The organism is Viridibacillus sp. NPDC096237, from assembly GCF_050278625.1.
Classification (GTDB): domain Bacteria; phylum Bacillota; class Bacilli; order Bacillales_A; family Planococcaceae; genus Viridibacillus.
Window position 1 is genome coordinate 274054 of record NZ_JBNNTI010000001.1, and the last position, 17504, is coordinate 291557.

Sequence of the window (17504 nt, forward strand, 5' to 3'; positions counted from 1 at the left end):
TATTTTTGGTACAATTCAAGAACGTTCTTAGAAAGTTGAGGGTTTGTCTATGTCGTGGGATGTATTTAGTATTTTCGGCACAATTGCCTTTGCTATTTCAGGAGCAATTGTTGCCATGGAAGAAGAATATGATCTATTCGGAGTTTATTTACTTGGTATTGTGACTGCATTTGGTGGTGGAGCTATACGTAACATGCTCATTGGTGTACCTGTCTCTGCTCTTTGGGAACAAGAGACAATGTTTCAAATCGCTCTTATATCTATTACTATTGTTTTTATATTCCCACAAAAATTACTGAAACATTGGCATAAATGGGGCAATTTCTTTGATGCTATTGGGTTATCAGCATTCGCTATTCAGGGAGCGCTTTTTGCAGTCAAATTAGATTTACCTGTCAGTGCGGCCATTGTTGCTGCTGTTTTAACTGGTTCTGGCGGTGGAATTATCCGGGATGTACTTGCTGGTCGTAAACCTCTTGTATTACGTGAGGAAGTGTATGCTGTATGGGCCGCACTTGCCGGTGGAATTATTGGTTTAGATATCTTCAAACAAGACATATGGTTGTATCTATTATTTGTTAGTATGACCGCACTACGTGTTTTATCATACATGAAACATTGGCGACTCCCCTTCAAATCATTACGAGGGCAAAATTCAGACAAATAGAAAAGAAGAAGGTAGCATTTTATTGGTTTGGAGAAGCGCCCGCTCGACTCCTACGGGAAAAGCGAGACAATGAGATACTGCAGGAGCGTAGCGACGAACGACTCGGCGCTCTCCCGCGGTAAGCCTCGGAAAACCTGATCTATCCTCCTGTATACAAAAAAGACTGTAGAAAACTCGTTTTTTCGAGTTTGTCTACAGTCTTAAGCGAATCAATATGCGATTCGCTTTTTATTTATCTTAGAATTCTAACTCGCCTTCCCAAGCTAGCATGCCGCCTTCCATATTCGTTACGTCGTAACCTAAACCAGAAAGATAAGAACATGCGCTACCGCTACGTCCACCTGCATGGCAGATGAAGATATAAGGTTTTGTTTTATCTAATTCATCGATTCTCTCAGGAATTGATCCAAGCGGAATATGGATAGCACCTGGGATTATACCGTTTGCTACTTCTTCATCTTCACGTACATCTACTAAAAATAGATCTTCATTTGCATCAACTTTTTCTAAAAGTTCAGTTGTTGTAATAGTTTTCATTATTATAATCCTCCATTATCTATTAAGCTTATCAAATATCTCTTTTAGTATAGCTAGAAATAAAAAATTCGGCTAGTCTTTATACTAGCCGAATTCATTTTACTCTTCGTTATCTTGAGAAATATTAATGGATTTTGAAGGGGCGAATGTAGAAATGGCATGTTTATAAATCAAATGCTGCTTCCCATCAGATTCCAATAGTACCGTGAAATTATCATAAGATTTAATAAGACCTTTTAATTGAAAACCATTTAGCAAGAAAACGGTAACGAAAACCCCGTTTTTACGCATTTGATTTAGAAACGCATCTTGTAAGTTAATAGATTTCATGCAAAGCCACTCCCTCTTCTATTTTAAATATATCTCCTCGATACCATGTATTCGATTTCATTAATGGAAAACCCTTTATTTTTCCAATATTTCTCTGATTATTTTTTTTGTGCCTTCTAAACTATTGAACCATCTAACATCCATTTTATTACGGAAATAAGTTAATTGTCGTTTTGCATAGCGTCTTGAATTTTGTTTTAGCTGCTCAATTGAATCTTCTAATGATTGCTTGCCATCAAAATATTCATAAAGCTCCTTATACCCAATAGCTTGAACAGATTGCACGTCTCGGATATCCTTTTGCCATAGTGCTTCTACTTCAGCAAGTAGTCCTTGTTCCATCATTATATCTACACGTTTATTTATACGTTCATATAACTGCTCACGATCCATATTTAAACCAATGATTAGATGTTTATAAAGTGGCTTCTCACCCAGGTTTTGCTCATCCGAAGATTTGGCTATACCGCCATGCTGAATCATCTCAAGTGCCCGGATTACTCGACGCGTATTGTTAGGATGAATTGCTTCAGCTGTTTTAGGATCAAGCTCTGCTAATTTTGCATGCATTGCCTCAGGTCCTATTTCAATCAATTCTTTATAATAGGCTTCTCGTGCTGCTTCATCAACCTTTTCTTCCGTGAAGCGATAATCAAATAGTACAGCTTGAATATAAAGACCAGTTCCTCCAATAATAATCGGAAACTTTCCTTTCGCACGAATAAAGTCAATACGTTCACGCACGAGTTGCTGATATTCAGCGACCGAAAAGGATTCTGTAGGTTCTTTAATACTCAGGAGATGATGTGGTACTGCTTCCATTTCAGTTTCTGTAATCTTAGCTGTTCCTATATTCAGTTCTTTATAAATCTGCATGGAGTCACCATTAATAATTTCTCCATTTAACTCTTTAGCTAGCTCAATACTTAAGGCTGTTTTACCAGAAGCTGTAGGACCCACAATGGCAATTACTTCTAAATCATGTTCTCTCATTCTTTTTCTAACCACCATATGATTTTGTTATATACCTCTTCTCGGTTTACTTCATTTAATATTTCATGTCGTTTCCCTTCAAATAACTGTACGGTAATATTAGTTAATCCACAACTTTGATAACTCTTAGCCACTTTCCAAATTCCTTTACTAAAGCCCCCAACAGGATCATCTGCACCACTTATTAAAAGAATAGGTAAATCTTTTCGAATTCTATTTATCTCTTCTTCCTTCGATAAAGTTATAATACCCCCAGTTAAATCAGCATAAAACTGGTTAGTTGCTAAAAATCCACAATCTTCATCTTCAAGATATTTAGTCACTTCCGTTGAATCTGAAGATAACCAATCAAAATCAGTCTGGGTATTTGAAAATGCACGGTTGAAATTACCGAATGACAATTTATCTAATAATGGGCTTTCTTTTGCTTTTCCTTGTAAACTCGCGAGACATTTTGCAAGTATATGCCCAGCTTGATGTGTCGGATTTGCTGCACCTGTCCCGCAGAAAATAGCTTTGGATAGCGTTTCACTGTAAAGCTCTGTATAACGACGTGCAATAAATGATCCCATACTATGACCAAATAGAATAACAGGTGGTAAGTGGTAATCTGCTCGAACAAAGCTTAGTACTTCATGTACGTCTGACACTACTTTATCAAATCCTTGCTGATTTGCAAAAAAGCCCCTTGGCGAATCATTTAAAAAGGCTGTTTGTCCATGACCACGATGATCGTGCATGGAGACAACATAACCATGTCCTAATAAAAATTTTGCGAAACGTTCGTATCTATCACTATGTTCTGCCATTCCATGAAGAATGTGAATATGTCCCATCGGATCTTCACTAGGGAAATAGACAGTCACCGAAATGAGGTGACCGTCTAAAGTTTTAACTGTATGTGTATTTTTATTCATAAATGTCCTCTTTAGCAAAATGCGACGCTTCGAATAATAATTGGTCTAATTCTATGCGATATTGCTCTTCCTGTGCTGCCGAGTAGGACAAGTATTTTTTCATTAATTTTATGACTGCTTCTTTATGTTCATAAACACTATCGATATCAAATAATAATCGACTTGAACGACGAACAAAGAAATCTGCTGGTGTTTGTGCCATTTCATTTTGAATTGCATAAAGTAGCTGTGCATGTATTGCGATTGGTAAATCAACGACTGAATTATTCACTTTCAAAGTATGAATAATATTGAAGATTTCTTGAATATTCGTACCGTATTTTGAGACGAGCATATGAGCCTCTTCTTTAGTTAATCCTAATTTTGTTCCCTCATAGGTTTTATTTTTTACATAAGGACCAAAATTTATTGAATTTATACCTTTAGCACCCGAAAGGGACATATGCTCTGTCACACATGGACCTGACTTTCTGAATGGTTTCTTTTCTACGATTTTGTCTAAGATATTTTCAGCCATTTTACGATAACCTGTTAATTTCCCACCAGCAATTGTCAATAAACCACTTGGAGATTCCCAGATCTCATCTTTACGAGAGATTTCTGAAGGATCTTTTCCCTCTTTGAAAATGAGCGGACGGACTCCTGCCCAGCTTGATTCTACGTCTTTCTGTGTAACTTGCACATCCGGGAAAATATAATGAATCGTATCCATCAAATAAGCAACATCTTCATCCGTTGCAACTGGATTTACTGGGTTATCTACGTAAAATGTATCCGTTGTTCCGACATACGTTTTTCCATCTCGAGGTATAGCAAAAACCATCCGGCCATCTGGTGTATCAAAGTATACAGATTGTTGAAGTGGGAAACGGGATTGGTCAATTACAATATGTACGCCCTTTGTAAGACGTAGCTGTTTATTGTTACTAATTTGGTCTTTTTTTCTCACTTCGTCTACCCATGGTCCTGTAGCATTTACTACTGTATTCGATTGAATTGTCCAAGTACGAGATGTAATTTGATCGCGAACAACTACTCCTGTAATTTTCTCTTTGTCATACTTAAATTCTTCTGCTTTTACATAATTTAAGCAAACAGCACCAAGTTCAACAGCTTTCTTAATAACCTCAATCGTAAGACGAGCATCATCAGTACGGTATTCTACATAGTAGCCTCCCCCCAATAAACCATCTTTTTTGAGAAGCGGTTCTTTTTGTAAAGTTTCCTTGGCACTCAGCATTTTACGACGCTCAGATTTGTTAACTCTAGCCAAATTATCATACACTTTTAAACCGAGTGAAGTTGAATAAGGTCCAAATGTCCCCCCCTTGTAGAAAGGAAGTAACATCCATTGCGGGGTTGTAATATGGACCCCATTTTCATATACGATAGCACGTTCTTTACCAACTTCAGCTACAACACCTATTTGTAGTTGTTTTAAATAACGCAAACCTCCATGAACTAGCTTAGTTGAGCGACTAGAAGTACCAGAAGCGAAATCTTGCATATCAATAAGCGCTACAGATAACCCTCTAGATACAGCATCTAACGCAATACCAGCTCCAGTAATCCCTCCACCAATTACTACGACATCAAAAGAATAAGCATCAAGCGTTTCAATAAAACCTTCACGTTGTGCAGATGAAAACATACTATCTTCCTCCTTTATTTCATAAAAATCACATTACTCTTTTAAACATTTTCTCAATTTCATACGTTTTAAAATGGACAATAACAGGTCTACCGTGTGGGCATGTGAACGGATTGATCATTCGTTTTAAATCACGTATTAGCACTTCCATTTGTTGTGTATCTAAGTAGTGATTTGCTTTTATGGAACGTTTACAACTCATCATAATAGCCGCAGCTTCACGTAATTTTCGTATATCCGTTTTACGATCACGTAAAATCTGTTCAATTAATTCTTCAATTATTTCCTCTTCAAAATCTTTTGGGAACCAGGTGGGATGTTCTCTTACTACAAATGAGTTTGTGCCAAATTCCTCAAGAATAACACCTACATCGATTAAATAATCCATATTCTCTCTTAACACTAGTGCTTCATCAGCTGAATAGTGGAATGTTAACGGAAATAGTAGTGCTTGACGTTCATTCGGATCGACCTGTCCTACTTTGTCTTTGAAAAACTCATATTTAATTCGCTCTTGCGCAGCATGCTGGTCAATTAAATAAAACCCATCCTCACTTTGCGCCACAATATACGTCCCATGTATTTGACCAACCACTTCAAGTTCCGGGAATGGTTCTTTTGTTTCGTGCTCTTCAGAGTCTTCACTTGAGATTAAGTACTCTTCTTCTTTCATATCTTGCTCTACATGTAATTTTGATTCTGCTAAATTGTCCGTACTATTTACTTGTTCCCAAGTTTCTTCCTTTATAAAACCTGAATTGGCTGACGAATTTAAAACATCTTGTGGATATGGTCTCGAAAAAGGATCTGACTCATCTTCTAGCTTAGGCTTTTCATTGAACCGAGGCATGTTCGTATTATTATAGTTCATCGATTTCCAGAAGTTGATTTGCTCACCAATTTGCGGAACTTTTTTCTTCTTCTCTGCAATTTCAGGTGCCTGCATCGATTGACGAATTACTTTATGCAATGTCTTTTCAATTAAGTCCATTAACTCCGCTTCTTTGCTTAAACGAATTTGTTGCTTCGATGGATGAACATTTACGTCTGTTAAAAATGGATCACCCTCAATATTAATAACAGAAATCGGAAACCTTCCTATCGGCAAGAAGGTATGATATGCATCAATGATTGCTTTTTGTACCGTAAAATGGCGAACCCATCGACCATTGACGAAAATAGACATATAGTTCTTAGATGCTCTAGTGATTTCAGGTATTGTCGCAAACCCCGAAATTTTATAATCTGATGATTCCCCTTGAAATGTCACCATCTTTTTCGCGTTAGCAATACCATAAATTGCTGCTAACACTTGGAGCAAGTCACCACGTCCATTTGTTTGCAATAAAATATGGTCATGGTGGCGTAATTTGAAAGCGGTATTTGGATAACATAGTGCCAAGCGATTCATCAAATCAATTGTATGGCCTAATTCAGTTTGAATCGTTTTCATATATTTTAATCGTGCGGGCGTATTATAAAAAAGTTGGGATACTTTCATATCCGTCCCTTTACGTAAAGGAGCTGGTTTTTTGTCAATAACATGACCACCCTCTAATTGTACTTCAATACCCACTTCACCGTTTGATGTAACAAGAGTAATCTTTGAAACTGAAGCAATACTCGCTAATGCTTCCCCTCGAAAACCTAGTGTACGGATACGGAATAAATCATGTTCATTTTCAATTTTACTCGTAGCATGGCGTTGAAATGATTTCAGCGCATCAGCTTCGTCCATCCCACTTCCATTATCGATTACTTGAATGGAGGTTAAACCAGCTTCTTCTAAAATCACTTCAATTGAGGTGCTTCCTGCATCAATGGCATTTTCAACTAGTTCTTTTACAACAGATGAAGGGCGCTCTACTACTTCACCTGCTGCAATTTTATTGGACAGAAATTCATCCATAATATGAATATGGCCCATCTGTTGCACCTCCTATTTTTTTATTAATGATTGTTGCAATGAATAAACAAGTTGCAATGCATCCATCGGCGTTGTACCGGACACATTTAGTGATCGGAGTTGCTCTAGTACCTCTTGTTCTGATTTTGAAACGGCAGCTAATTGTGTGACTTTTTTTGGCTCTTCTTCTGCAAATAGAGAAAGTTGAGATGGTTCGTCCTTCACAGTTGTCTCTGGTTCTGAGTTTACTTTTATCACGGTTGCGGCTGATGCAACATTAGTTGCTTCAAATTCTTCTAGTAAAATACGCGCTCTAGAAATGATGTCAGCTGGTAATTCTGCTAGCTCGGCTACATGAATACCATAACTTTTATCTGCAGGTCCTTTTTTCACTTTGTGTAAAAAGACTACCTTACCATCTTGTTCCATTGCTGATACGTGGACATTTTGCAAGCGATTTAAGTCGTTTTCTAAATCTGTTAATTCATGATAATGAGTAGAGAATAATGTATTAGCACCTATTTTATTATGAATATACTCCATCATAGACTGCGCTAAAGCCATCCCATCATAAGTTGAGGTACCACGCCCAATTTCATCAAAAAGTAATAAACTTTTCGCAGTAGCATTTGTTATGGCATGTTGTGATTCCAACATTTCCACCATAAATGTACTTTGTCCCGCAGCTAAATCGTCCGCTGCTCCAATACGCGTAAAAATTTGGTCAGTTATTGGTAATTTTGCTTCTTCTGCAGGTACATAACAGCCCATTTGCGCAAGAATTGTAATAAGTGCCACTTGTCTCATGTAAGTACTTTTACCAGACATATTGGGCCCAGTAATTAGCATCATATTGCGATCATCAGTTAATATACAGTCATTTGGTACGTATAATTGCTGATTCATCATTTTCTCAACGACTGGATGACGTCCATTAACAATTTTAAGTGAACGTCCTTCGTGGAATACAGGTTTTGTGAATTGATACTTTTCTGTTACCAATGCGAAACTTACGTAAACATCTAATTCACTGATTGCAGAAGCAAGTGCTTGTAACCTCGGGATATATTGTTTTAATTCTTCACGGATTTTTGTAAATAACGTATATTCAAGCGCCAAACTTTCTTCTTCAGCATTTAAAATAATAGCTTCTTTTTCCTTTAGTTCATCAGTAATGTAACGCTCTGCATTGGCAAGCGTTTGCTTACGTTCATATCTTTCTAGATCCGCTAAATGAATATATGATTTCGTAATTTCAATGTAATAACCAAATACTCGGTTATAACCAATTTTCAAATTCTTGATTCCTGTTTTCTCACGTTCTTGTTGTTCAAGCGCCGCAATCCAATCTTTTCCGTTGCAAGAGGCATAACGAAGCTCGTCTAATTTTTCGTCATATCCACCGCGGATAACATCGCCCTCTTTAATCGAGATTGGTGGGTGATCTGTAATCGCATGACTTAAATAACTCTCTATATCACTACATAAATCAAGTGCTTCGCCTAAGCTTTGTAAGTTTTCTTTAGAAGAGTTTTGCAATTGCTCTTGAATAACAGGTACTTGACGTAGGGATTCTCGTAATTGTGCTAAATCGCGTCCTCCAACATTTCCAAACGCAACACGTCCTGCCAAGCGTTCTAAGTCATAAACTTGTTTAAATAATTCCTGTAATTCTGCTCGAACAAAATATTCTTCTAACAAATCTGTAACGATACTCAAGCGCTTTTCAATATGTTGACGGTTCGCTAACGGTTGATGTAACCACTGTTTTAATTTTCGACCACCCATTGCTGTAACAGTCTCGTCTAGTAACCATAATAGCGTTCCCTTTTGATCACCACCACGTAGCGATTGAATTAACTCTAAATTACGCTTTGAGTTTGTATCGATATTTAGATAATTTTTATTTTCATTGTATTGAAATGGTTGAATATGAGAGAGTGAGCGCATTTGTGTACGTTCGATATAGTGAAGAAGCCTTCGACCTGCTCTATGCAAATCATTAGGGACTTCTTCTAAATACTGTATACTTTTCGATTCATGCATAGACTCTTCTTCAATTGATAAGACAATTGATAATGCTTCTGCCTGTTCAGTCAGTTCTGCAAATAATTGCTCTGTTACAACCATTTCTCGAATACCGAATGATTGAAGTTGTTGCAACAAAACTAAACCATCGCCTTCAACATAAGTAACAGTTGCCTCACCCGTCGATAAATCTAGATAACAAAAAGCATATTCTGATGCTTGTATTTGCTCAGCAGCTGCGATAAAGTGATTTGTTTTTCCATCTAACGCTTTGCCCTCCATGATTGTCCCAGGCGTTATCAATTGAACAACTTCACGTTTTACGACACCTTTGGCTTGTTTAACATCTTCTGTTTGTTCACATACGGCTACTTTATAACCCTTTTGAACAAGTGTTTCTATATAGTTTTTAGCGGAATGATGTGGCACTCCACACATAGGAATACGTTCTTTCATCCCTGCATCTCGGCTTGTTAATGTAATTTCTAAAATTTGTGACGCTTTTACAGCATCATCAAAAAACATTTCATAAAAATCACCTAAACGGAAAAATAAAAAAGCATCTTTATAATCGGCTTTTACTTGTAAATATTGTTGAATCATTGGTGTATATGTTGTCATTTTAAAACCTCTCCTGTGTAGCTAAATCTTATTTCTATTATAACAAAATAAGTATTGAAATGCGTTTCATACTTTTTAGTCTGTTTACTCAAAAAAAATAAGCCGGCGTCGCCTCCGGCTTTAAAAGTGCTTATTGAAACGATGAAGATTCAAATGATGGACCTGATGATGATGATGATGATGAGCTCGACGATGAGCTTGATGATGAACTAGATGATGAGCTTTCATCTTCGAAATCCCACTCTTCTTCGAAATCTAATGGATGTACAGAAATACAAATTGTTGTCTCACCTACAACTTCTGCAAGCAATTCTCGTTCAATTGTGACTTGGAATTGCTCTCCGCAAGGTGTGATAATAGCTTCTGTACAGTTTGGATGTTGGATCACCTTTACATGAATATCTTCTTTTCCTGTCGTATCATTATCTCTATAATGAAGTTTGATACGGTCTCTATACAGTACTGTCTCAGAGAATACTGCTGTTTTTGAATGATTATGATAAGCGTACCAAACATTGACATCAAATTTGCCTGATACTTCAACAAAATTCCCATGTTTTTTGGCTGAATGCGTATGATTGATCACCCAGCACCCTAAAATACTTGATGGTTGATTAGGTGGTCTTAAATTCTCACATACTTCTGTTCTTTTTTTCCCCTTCGCGACGACCGCCTTTGTGACAATTTGACGCAACTGTTTCAGTGCGATTCCTCCTTTGCTTCTCTTCATTTCATCTTATGCTGCATGTGCCCATTGGGTGATTAGATTAATTTTTAAAAATAAAAAAACTACTGAATAGCCGTTCTTTCTTTTGCTACTCAGTAGTCTTCAATTATTCTGTTACTTTGAACGCTATACGAATAGCAGGATTTGCTGAACCCGGATGATCCTTACTATACGATAATTGAGGAATTAATGTCATGTCCGTATCTAATACCTTCTGTTTATAAATTTCTGGATTAAGATCAATTAGCTAATAGCCTTTATCTCCATTAGCGACTACATCAAAGATTTTATACCCTTAGTTTTTATAGGGGGATTAGTAATCTGTATAGGCATTATCATAAGTTTCATAATCTAACTCAGTCCAGCCGCCTCTGTTATTCGTCATATTAACTTTGTACCAACAGGACCTGATTATGGTAAGTACTACTTCCAAAGGAAACTTCAACATCTTTTTTACAAAAAACCCTTTAAAGATGTTAATTCTTTAAAGGGGGAGGATTTCATATTATGAACAACTACCAGGTTTTGAGTTTTGTACTTTTGAACCTGTTTCACCACGTAAAAGATCGCCACCAGTTGATTCAACAATTTCATCTGTCACACTGTTCGCAATTGCATTTGATACTAATTGTAATAGATCATTTACATCGCTTTGAGATTGTTTAAATTCTTCAACGATTGGTAAAGAATCAATTTCTTCTTCGATTTTAGCAATTTTATCTTCAATTAATCGAAGTGCTTTTTCTTTTCCGTAATGTTGAAAGTTTACTGCTTGTTTTTGTAAACTTTTTAGACTAGCAATTTTTTCACGTACCATTTGATTTTCGTTAATTTGTGCTTCTGCACGTTTGAAGAAATCCACTTCTTCTGTGTTCGCTACCATATGGGCAATTTCCATTGCTTTTGCGATAATTTGATCTTTAGTATACACTTCTGCCATTATAATTCCACCTTTTGGTTCGTCACGACTTCGATAAAATCTCCTTGTAATGACCAAGTTTTTGCTTCAGTAACTTGTACTTTTACAATTTGGCCGATCACTTCTTTAGGAGCGACAAAGTTAACGAGTTTATTTTTTCTTGTATAACCTGCTAGTACATTCGGGTTTCGTTTACTTTCCCCTTCTACTAACACTTCGACAATTTGACCATCATATTGTTTAATTGCTTCTCCACAAAGTTGGTTCACTACATCATTTAATCGTTGTAGACGCTCTTTTTTCACTTCCATTGGTACATTATCTTGCATTTTCGCTGCAGGAGTACCTTCACGTGGTGAATAAATGTATGTGAATGCCATTTCAAAGCCAACTTCTTTATATAAAGATAACGTTTCTTCAAATTGCTCATCTGTTTCATTTGGGAAACCGACGATAATATCAGTTGTTAACGCTACATCTGGAATCGCTTTTCTAATTTTGCGTACAAGTTCTAAATAGCTTTCACGCGTATATTTACGAGCCATGATCTTCAGCATATCACTTGAACCTGATTGCACTGGTAAATGAATGTGTTCAACTAAATTCCCTTTTGTCGCTAATACTTCAATTAAATAATCGTCAAAATCACGAGGGTGACTTGTCGTAAAACGAATGCGAGGAATATCAATTGTACGTAATTCATTCATTAAATCACCAAGGCCATATTTTAGGTCTTCAAAGTCTTTTCCGTAAGCGTTTACGTTTTGACCAAGTAATGTCACTTCTTTATAGCCTTGTGCAGCTAATTGGCGCACTTCTTGAACAATATCATCTGGGCGTCGACTACGCTCTTTTCCGCGTGTATAAGGTACAATACAGTATGTACAGAATTTATCACAGCCGTACATGATATTAACCCAAGCCTTTGTATTCCCTTTTCGTACTTTCGGAAGGTTCTCAATGACGTCTCCTTCTTTAGACCACACTTCAATAACCATTTCTTTCGACATATATGCTTCGTTTAAAATATCAGGTAAACGATGAATATTATGCGTCCCGAAAATCATATCAACTTGGTCATATGTTTTCAAGATTTTCTTAACTACAGCTTCTTCTTGCGACATACATCCACATACACCAATTAATAAATCAGGATTTTTTTGCTTTAATGGTTTAAAGTGGCCAAGTTCACCAAATACTTTGTTCTCCGCATTTTCTCGGATAGCACAAGTATTCATTAAGATGACATTCGCATCTTCAACGTTATTTGTTGCTTCGTAACCAAGTTGTAGGAAAATCCCCGCCATTACTTCTGTATCATGTTCATTCATTTGGCAACCGTACGTACGAATGTAGAATTTACGACCATGTCCCATACCCATGTATTTCTCATCAATCGCGAAGTCTTTATGGTATTGTACTTCTTCTTTACCACGTTTCTTTGCATCTTTTAAAGATGGCGCTGTATATACAGATTGAAAATATTTACTATAGTCCTTCTCGGATTTTTTGTCCGATGGATCTGGTTGTTTCACTTGTTGACTAGCAAGTCGCTGTTCTTCGTTCATCAGTAAACTCCTTCCGCTCGTATTCGCACTCTCGAATACCCATTTTCTTATTATACTGAATGGAGTGTGGTTCCCACAAGAAAAGAACGTTAATTGTCGGTGTTTCGACATATAGCTTGTTTATAGGGAGGGGGATATTGGTTCCTTTATGTTATTTGAGGGATTTTCGCTACTCATGGGGGTTTTTGTGCTACTCATTGCTCCTTGGGGGTTATTTAGCGCTACTCGAGCTTTCTTTAGCTCTACTCAGACTCTTTGGCGCTACTCACTGGCTCTTTAGCGCTACTCGGGCTTTCTTTAGCTCTACTCAGGCTCTTTGGCGCTACTCACTGGCTCTTTAGCGCTACTCGGGCTTTCTTTAGCTCTACTCAGGCTCTTTGGCGCTACTCAGACTTTGTAATCCCATTCCAATAATAAGGTAAGCCCTCTTTATTCTTATCAATGCCTCATTAACAATAAAAAAACTAATCCTCTAGCCAGGAAAACGACTTGAGGATTAGTTACTAAATTATTTATCACATAAATTCTTTCATTAGATCTTGGAGGTCTTTTTCTTCAATCATCATTTCTTGCTGATTAAGTGGTTCTTTACTATATCCATTTATTAAGTTTTGGTACGAAGGCGTTTCTTCGTCTTGATAAATGATACCTGTTACTAGACCTTCATGTTCCATTACAGTTGCCATTGCTTGGGCACGGTTTGTTGAATCGTAGCCTTCAATGCTTGATAATTTTGTAATGTTTTCTTTGAACCAGTCATAAGTGTTGATTTTGTTGTAAGTTACACAAGGGCTGAATACATTAATAAATGAGAAACCATTGTGATTCATACCTGCTTCAATAATCGCAGTTAGCTCTTTTAAATCTGTAGAGAAGCTTTGTGCTACGAATGTTGCACCAGCAGATAATGCTACTTCCAATGGTTTTAATGACGGTTCGATTGCGCCACCTGGTGTTGACTTTGTGACAAAACCAGCAGCTGAGCGTGGTGATGTTTGCCCTTTAGTTAAACCATAGATTTGGTTATCCATGACGATGTACGTAATATCAACGTTACGACGGATTGAATGAATTGTATGACCCATACCGATTGCGAAACCGTCACCGTCACCGCCCGAAGCGATTACTTTTAAATCACGGTTTGCCATTTTCAATCCTTGTGCAATTGGTAATGCACGTCCGTGAATACCATGTAATCCATATGAATTGATGTATCCTGAGATACGACCTGAACAGCCGATTCCTGAAACAACTGCTAGTTCATGTGGTTGGATTTCTAGATTTGCTGCAGCACGTTGGATCGCAGCTTGCACTGAAAAGTCACCACATCCAGGACACCAGTTAGGTTTAACATTATTTCGGAAATCCTTAAATGTTACCATCTGTTAGCAACTCCTTCACGCGGCCTAACAATTCTTTTGGCAAGAATGGTGTGCCGTCATATTTCACTAAGCTAATAATTTTATCGTGTGCGCCAATATTCATTTTCATTACATTAGCTAATTGACCAGTAGCATTATTCTCAACGACAATTACTTTTTTCGCATTGTCGATCAATTCTCTCATTTCCTCTGTTGGGAATGGGTGAATTAAACGAATATGAGCATGATTTGTTTTGATGCCTTCTTCATTTAACATTGGCTGAATTTCTTCCAACGCACCTTTAGTCGAGTTAAAGCCAACTAATAAAACATCTGCTTCTTCATGAGGTGTGTTTTTAAATACAGGCATATTAAAGTTTACATGATCTATTTTACGGAATCGTTTGTCCATTTGCGCTTTACGGTTGCCCGCTGCTTCAGATGGTTTACCTGTTTCATCATGTTCGACACCTGTAACGTGATGAATACCATGTTTTTGACCTGGTACGACACGAGTTGACACGCCATCTTCTGTTACTTCATAGCGTTTGAAGTATGCTTTATCTTCTGCTTCAGGTAATTCGCCAAGTTCTAATTTGCCACGACGAATTTCGATTTTTGAGTAATCAAATGGTTCAACAGTTTGTTTACCAAGTGATAATTGAAGATCCGACAATAAGATAACTGGCAATTGTAGTTCTTCTGCAATGTTGAACGCTTGAATTGTATCGTAGAACGCTTCTTCACCAGTACTTGGTGCGATAACAACTTTAGGAATTTCACCATGTGTTCCATATAACATTGCCATTAAATCAGATTGTTCTTGTTTTGTTGGTAGACCTGTTGATGGACCACCTCGTTGTGTATCAACAACAACAAGTGGTTGTTCTGTCATTCCAGAAAGCCCGATTGCTTCCATCATTAATGATAAACCAGGACCTGCAGACGCTGTAAATGAACGTACGCCACCATAGTTTGCGCCGATTGCCATTGTTGCAGCTGCGATTTCATCTTCTGTTTGGATAACAGTACCACCGAATTTCGGCAATTTTTTGATTAAGTATTCCATTATTTCTGACGCTGGAGTAATTGGGTATGCTGCCATAATGCGGGAGCCTGCTGCTAATGCACCTAGTGCGATAGCTTCATTACCGATCATAAACAAGCGGTGTTTTCCGTCAGCTGGTTCTAATTCGAATTTTCCGACATTATCACCAAGCATGCCATTCATTAGTTCATGTCCTTGTGCGATTGCTGTCATATTTTTTTGGACAACTGTTTCACCTTTACGGCCGAAGATTTCATCAACGACGCTCTGGAAAACTTCATCTTCAAGGTTTAATAATGCAGCGGTTGCACCGATTGCCACCATGTTTTTCATTAAAGTAGTTCCTAACTCAGCAGCTACTTCTGTGAATGGTACAACGTAAAGTGTTGCAGGGCAATCTTCTGGTTTTACAGGCTTAAATTTAGCATCTGCTAAAATAACACCTTCGGTTGTCAACTCTTTATAATTGACATCGATTGTTTCTTGGTCAAATGCAACCAATATATCTAAATCATCTGGAATCGTGTGTACGACAGATGTGCGTACATTAATTTTATTGTTCGTATGGCCACCTTTAATGCGGGAAGAGAAGTGACGGTATCCATATAAATGGTATCCAAGACGGTTCATAGCCGTAGAGAAAATTTCTCCCGTACTCTCAATACCTTCCCCTTGTTGCCCACCGACTTTCCATGAAAGCTGATGTAACATGTATAACATCTCCTTAATTACAGGTTTTAAGCTTTTTTATCCTTCATCAGTTTATCACGAAGACCCGATGTAAACTATTGTTTATAAGCGATTTCTTTGAAATTCAGACCTTTGACGGAAAAGCTCGTTCAATAAGTTGTAAAAACAATCACTGACAATACTCACTATGTTAACATACTTTTCTATGTATAGTAAAAAGCTTAGTTTGCTCACTTCATCGTACAAAGGGCAACCTAAAGCTACATTTTTAATAAGCAAAAATACAAAATCTCATTATTTTTCCCATAAAAAAATACCGGTTTCCCGGTATTTTGGTTTTTCTATTTATCTAGTACGCTTTTCAACTAAAAGCTTCATAGCCGTTCGGTCTTCACCTGCAATTAAAATATCCGTAAATGCAGGCGAACAAGTCAAGTCCGTTCCACTTGGTGCAACAAATCCTCTTGCAATTGCAACTGCTTTAACAGCTTGATTTAGTGCGCCTGCTCCAACTGCTTGCATCTCTGCAAAGCCTTGCTCTCTGATGACTGCTACTAATGCGCCAGCGACTGAGTTAGGGTTTGAGCGAGAAGATACTTTCAATGAATCCACAACAATTCCTCCCTTAATTTGAAAAAATGTGGGACATCTCTATTGTCCATGAATTATTGTATGCAGTAGGTTTTGGATATAGACTTGCAATTAGGCTTTAAATGGATAATCTGCGTTAATATATATGCGTTCAAATGATTTTGCTAAGCCCGTTTTATCATCAAGATCAACAAAGAAGCCACTTAACACTTCTCGACCTTGCTTTGGTACTTCAAAACGTGTTGGCATATTTGTTTTAAATCTATAGATTACACTTTCCTTATTCATTCCAAGTACTTCATCATAAGGTCCAGTCATCCCAACATCGGTAATATATGCTGTTCCTCCAGGGTAAATTCGAGCATCCGCTGTTTGAACATGTGTATGCGTACCTACAAGAGTTGATACTCTGCCATCTAGATACCAGCCCATTGCAATTTTTTCACTCGTTGTTTCGGCATGGAAATCTACGAAAATAAGTGGCGAAACTTTCTTTGCTTCTTCAATTAATTCGTCTGCTTTAGCAAATGGATCGCCATGTGGTGGTAAGAAAGTACGTCCATGTAAATTGATTACCGATAAAGTATGACCATTTTTTGAAATAGTCGTCATCCCTTTGCCAGGTGCTTCGTCCGAGAAGTTTGCGGGTCTAATTAGGAATTCAGCATCGTCGATGAAATCGAAAATTTCTTTTTGATCCCATGTATGGTTACCCATTGTAATGACATCTACGCCCGTCATTAATAACTCTTGATAAATAGCTCTTGTAATCCCACGTCCAGCAGCGGCGTTCTCTCCGTTTGCAATGACAACATCTGGTGCATATTTTCTCTTTAATCTTGGTAAATATGTTTCAACAGCTGTACGGCCAATTGAGCCGACAATGTCTCCGATAAATAGTACTTTCATTATTGATTCACTCTTTTCCAACAAAAAAGGCTTCTCGACCG

15 protein-coding genes are annotated in these 17504 nt (G+C 37.5%); 1 reads left to right on the forward strand and 14 read right to left on the reverse strand.

Annotated features, from left to right (window positions below):
* Positions 1 to 49: 49 nt before the first annotated feature.
* Positions 50 to 667, forward strand: coding sequence for a trimeric intracellular cation channel family protein (locus ACQKMD_RS01465; protein WP_427748831.1), 618 nt, complete (start codon positions 50 to 52; stop codon positions 665 to 667).
* 237 nt (positions 668 to 904) lie between these two features.
* Here the strand turns inward: ACQKMD_RS01465 and ACQKMD_RS01470 are convergent, their stop codons facing one another.
* The 14 genes from ACQKMD_RS01470 to ACQKMD_RS01535 all read right to left on the reverse strand — a co-directional run bounded on the left by ACQKMD_RS01470 (position 905) and on the right by ACQKMD_RS01535 (position 17463).
* On the reverse strand, positions 905 to 1204 hold the full coding sequence (locus tag ACQKMD_RS01470; protein WP_427748833.1) for a rhodanese-like domain-containing protein: 300 nt from the start codon (positions 1202 to 1204) through the stop codon (positions 905 to 907).
* Positions 1205 to 1303: 99 nt separating this feature from the next.
* Positions 1304 to 1534 (reverse strand): RNA chaperone Hfq, encoded by a 231-nt coding sequence (gene hfq, locus ACQKMD_RS01475; protein ID WP_038184348.1) that lies wholly within the window; start codon positions 1532 to 1534, stop codon positions 1304 to 1306.
* A 75-nt stretch (positions 1535 to 1609) separates the two neighbouring features.
* Complete coding sequence (miaA, locus tag ACQKMD_RS01480) at positions 1610 to 2527, reverse strand: tRNA (adenosine(37)-N6)-dimethylallyltransferase MiaA (protein ID WP_427748835.1); 918 nt, start codon at positions 2525 to 2527, stop codon at positions 1610 to 1612.
* Positions 2524 to 3444, reverse strand: coding sequence for an alpha/beta fold hydrolase (locus tag ACQKMD_RS01485; RefSeq protein ID WP_427748837.1), 921 nt, complete (start codon positions 3442 to 3444; stop codon positions 2524 to 2526). The genes miaA and ACQKMD_RS01485 overlap by 4 nt, the downstream gene beginning before the upstream one ends.
* On the reverse strand, positions 3437 to 5095 hold the full coding sequence (locus ACQKMD_RS01490) for a glycerol-3-phosphate dehydrogenase/oxidase (RefSeq protein WP_427748838.1): 1659 nt from the start codon (positions 5093 to 5095) through the stop codon (positions 3437 to 3439). Before ACQKMD_RS01490 ends, ACQKMD_RS01485 begins: the two co-directional genes overlap by 8 nt.
* A gap of 28 nt (positions 5096 to 5123) precedes the next feature.
* Positions 5124 to 7022, reverse strand: a complete 1899-nt coding sequence (gene mutL, locus ACQKMD_RS01495; RefSeq protein WP_427748840.1) for a DNA mismatch repair endonuclease MutL — start codon at positions 7020 to 7022, stop codon at positions 5124 to 5126.
* A gap of 12 nt (positions 7023 to 7034) precedes the next feature.
* Positions 7035 to 9650 (reverse strand): DNA mismatch repair protein MutS, encoded by a 2616-nt coding sequence (gene mutS, locus ACQKMD_RS01500; protein ID WP_427748842.1) that lies wholly within the window; start codon positions 9648 to 9650, stop codon positions 7035 to 7037.
* 130 nt (positions 9651 to 9780) lie between these two features.
* Positions 9781 to 10380, reverse strand: coding sequence for an outer spore coat protein CotE (gene cotE / locus ACQKMD_RS01505; protein WP_427748843.1), 600 nt, complete (start codon positions 10378 to 10380; stop codon positions 9781 to 9783).
* A 502-nt stretch (positions 10381 to 10882) separates the two neighbouring features.
* Positions 10883 to 11317: a RicAFT regulatory complex protein RicA family protein gene (locus ACQKMD_RS01510; protein WP_427748844.1), complete on the reverse strand. Its 435-nt coding sequence runs from the start codon at positions 11315 to 11317 to the stop codon at positions 10883 to 10885.
* Positions 11317 to 12864 carry a tRNA (N6-isopentenyl adenosine(37)-C2)-methylthiotransferase MiaB gene (miaB, locus tag ACQKMD_RS01515; protein WP_427748846.1) on the reverse strand — a complete coding sequence of 516 codons (1548 nt, stop codon included), beginning with the start codon at positions 12862 to 12864 and terminating at the stop codon, positions 11317 to 11319. The genes ACQKMD_RS01510 and miaB overlap by 1 nt, the downstream gene beginning before the upstream one ends.
* 515 nt (positions 12865 to 13379) lie before the next feature.
* Positions 13380 to 14246: a 2-oxoacid:ferredoxin oxidoreductase subunit beta gene (locus ACQKMD_RS01520; RefSeq protein WP_427748847.1), complete on the reverse strand. Its 867-nt coding sequence runs from the start codon at positions 14244 to 14246 to the stop codon at positions 13380 to 13382.
* Positions 14233 to 15984 carry a 2-oxoacid:acceptor oxidoreductase subunit alpha gene (locus tag ACQKMD_RS01525; RefSeq protein ID WP_427748849.1) on the reverse strand — a complete coding sequence of 584 codons (1752 nt, stop codon included), beginning with the start codon at positions 15982 to 15984 and terminating at the stop codon, positions 14233 to 14235. Before ACQKMD_RS01525 ends, ACQKMD_RS01520 begins: the two co-directional genes overlap by 14 nt.
* A gap of 324 nt (positions 15985 to 16308) precedes the next feature.
* Positions 16309 to 16575, reverse strand: a complete 267-nt coding sequence (locus tag ACQKMD_RS01530) for a stage V sporulation protein S (RefSeq protein ID WP_427748850.1) — start codon at positions 16573 to 16575, stop codon at positions 16309 to 16311.
* Between the two features lie 90 nt (positions 16576 to 16665).
* Complete coding sequence (locus ACQKMD_RS01535) at positions 16666 to 17463, reverse strand: TIGR00282 family metallophosphoesterase (RefSeq protein ID WP_038184310.1); 798 nt, start codon at positions 17461 to 17463, stop codon at positions 16666 to 16668.
* Positions 17464 to 17504: the final 41 nt, after the last annotated feature.